A 1956-nucleotide genomic window follows, 5' to 3' on the forward strand; every position below is an offset into this window, starting at 1 on the left:
GGCTGATGCCGGCTCATCTCGGTGCCCAGCAGCCCGCGCAGCTCGTCGGGAAACGCGCCGCTCGCCCACTGCGGGCCGCCCCGCCCGGTTCCCAGCAACGTGCGGCCCCGACGACCACCCCGCACTCCCCGGCTACCCCGGCCACCCCGGGTACCCCCGCCTGCCCGGGTCGCTGCAGGGCCGCGGGTGCCCTCGTGCGGGCGAGCACCCGTCAGACCGGCCCGGTCCGGGTCCTCGCCGCCGGCGGTGCCGCCTGCGGGCAGCGCCTGTCCGCCCTCGGGCCACGACCCGGGGAGGGGACCGGTGCCGGCCGGGCGAGGGCTGGCGTCCGCGGGGAGGTTGCCGGACCCCTCGTGCTCCGACGTACCCGATGCCATCTATGCCTCGCCGACCCGCCACCATGCCCATGGCCGCGGATCGGACCACGCGAAGCGGTCCGGGCCGGGGTCCACCGCGGTCTCGAGGCCGGTTCCGAATCCGGTCTCGGCGTCGGCGGACGGCGCCTGCCCCACGGCTGTCTCCTGGCCGGGGATCGGATCAGCCGCCCGCACCTGCGCGCAGGTGGACAGGCCGGGGCCAGCCGGTTCTCCGGACCCGCCGCCGCGCTGGCGACCGGACCGGCGCGCGCCGGAGCGCGGCCCGGCGGCCCGCGACGCCCCGGATCGGCCGGCGCCGCCGCGCGCGGCACCGCTGTGGCCGGCTGCTATGCGGGGCGTCACCTCCGGTGCTCTCGTGTCGGCTGGCGGCCGCTCGCCGCCCTGCAGGATGCGCTCGAGGTCGGCGACCCCCCGGGCGGTCTGGCTCTTCACGGTCCCCACCGAGATGCCCAGCGTGCGAGCCGTCTCCCCCTCCGACAGGTCAAAGGCGTACCGAAGCACCACGCAGGCCCGCTTGCCGGGCGGCAGCATCATGAGCGCCGTGCGCAGGTCCACGACGGCGGGGACATCCGGTGCCGGCGCCGAGCGCTCCGCCCGCTGACCGAGGGCGGCAAGGCCCCGGCGCTCCCGCACGGCCCTGCGCACCCGGTCCGCGGCGAGGTTCGCCACGATCCGGCGCACGTAGGCCAGCGGCAGGTCCGCCGAGCGCACCCGGTCCCAGTGGGACCAGGCGGCGGTCAGGGCGTCCGCCGTGATGTCGTCCGCGGCGTCACGGTCGCCCGTGAGCAGGTAGGCGAAGCGACTCAGCTCGCGATGGTGGGACTCGAAGAAGGCACGGAACTCCGCCTGGTTGGGGGGATGTTCGTGCTCGTCGTCGGTCGCGACCGCTTCCACTGGCACGCTCCCCGGGCCCGTCCTGGCCGGCGCATCCCCGGGGCCGGCCAGACAGCCGATGCTGTGGTCGTCTGCTGCTGCTTGCTGAGAGGCATGTGTGCAGGGTGATGTACATCTGACGCTAGCGGTTCGGGCCCGTCTCGGGAGTGGCTCTTCGGTGGTGATCGATGGCTTTCTCGTTAATACGGCGATACGCCCCGGAGGCCTCGAATCCCGTGACACGGTTCCCGGGTGGGCGTCCGTCGGCCCCGCCGACGATGAACCGCCAGGTCAGGCGCCTGGGACACTGGTCGACCCGGGTCGCGGCACGATGGGGCCGTCATCCCGTCGACTTCCGTAGGAAATCAGCAGGCATTGTTGTCCATGCATGGATGTCATTGTGTGTATGTCGCCACAGTGGTGGCCATGGGCTGGTGTGGCGTGGGCCGGTGGTTGCCGCCAGTGGTCGGCCTGGTCCCTGCGTGCTCCGGCGCCGGGCGTGCGATGCTGGGACGATGTTTCCGCGGCTCCGTCCGCCGGGTACGGCGGGTCCTATGTCCAGCCCGTTCACGACAACCAGCTGGCCGGGGCGCTCGGCGGCGTCCCGCGGTGGGGTGCGCCCGCATCGCCCGGGCTATCCGCCGCCACCTCTCGACCCGGACGCCCCCATTCCCGACGACCCCGGCCCGCTGCTGCCCGACACCCC

General features: G+C 74.4%; 1 protein-coding gene and 1 pseudogene. Both read right to left on the reverse strand.

Annotated elements, in window-relative coordinates; genetic code table 11:
- Positions 1-377 (reverse strand): annotated as a pseudogene (locus C1A33_RS34340) (hypothetical protein); the annotation flags it as partial.
- Positions 378-1277, reverse strand: a complete 900-nt coding sequence (locus C1A33_RS24500) for a SigE family RNA polymerase sigma factor (protein WP_243407903.1) — start codon at positions 1275-1277, stop codon at positions 378-380.
- Between the last annotated feature and the right edge of the window lie 679 nt (positions 1278-1956).

This window comes from Frankia canadensis, from assembly GCF_900197875.1.
Lineage (GTDB): Bacteria > Actinomycetota > Actinomycetes > Frankiales > Frankiaceae > Frankia > Frankia canadensis.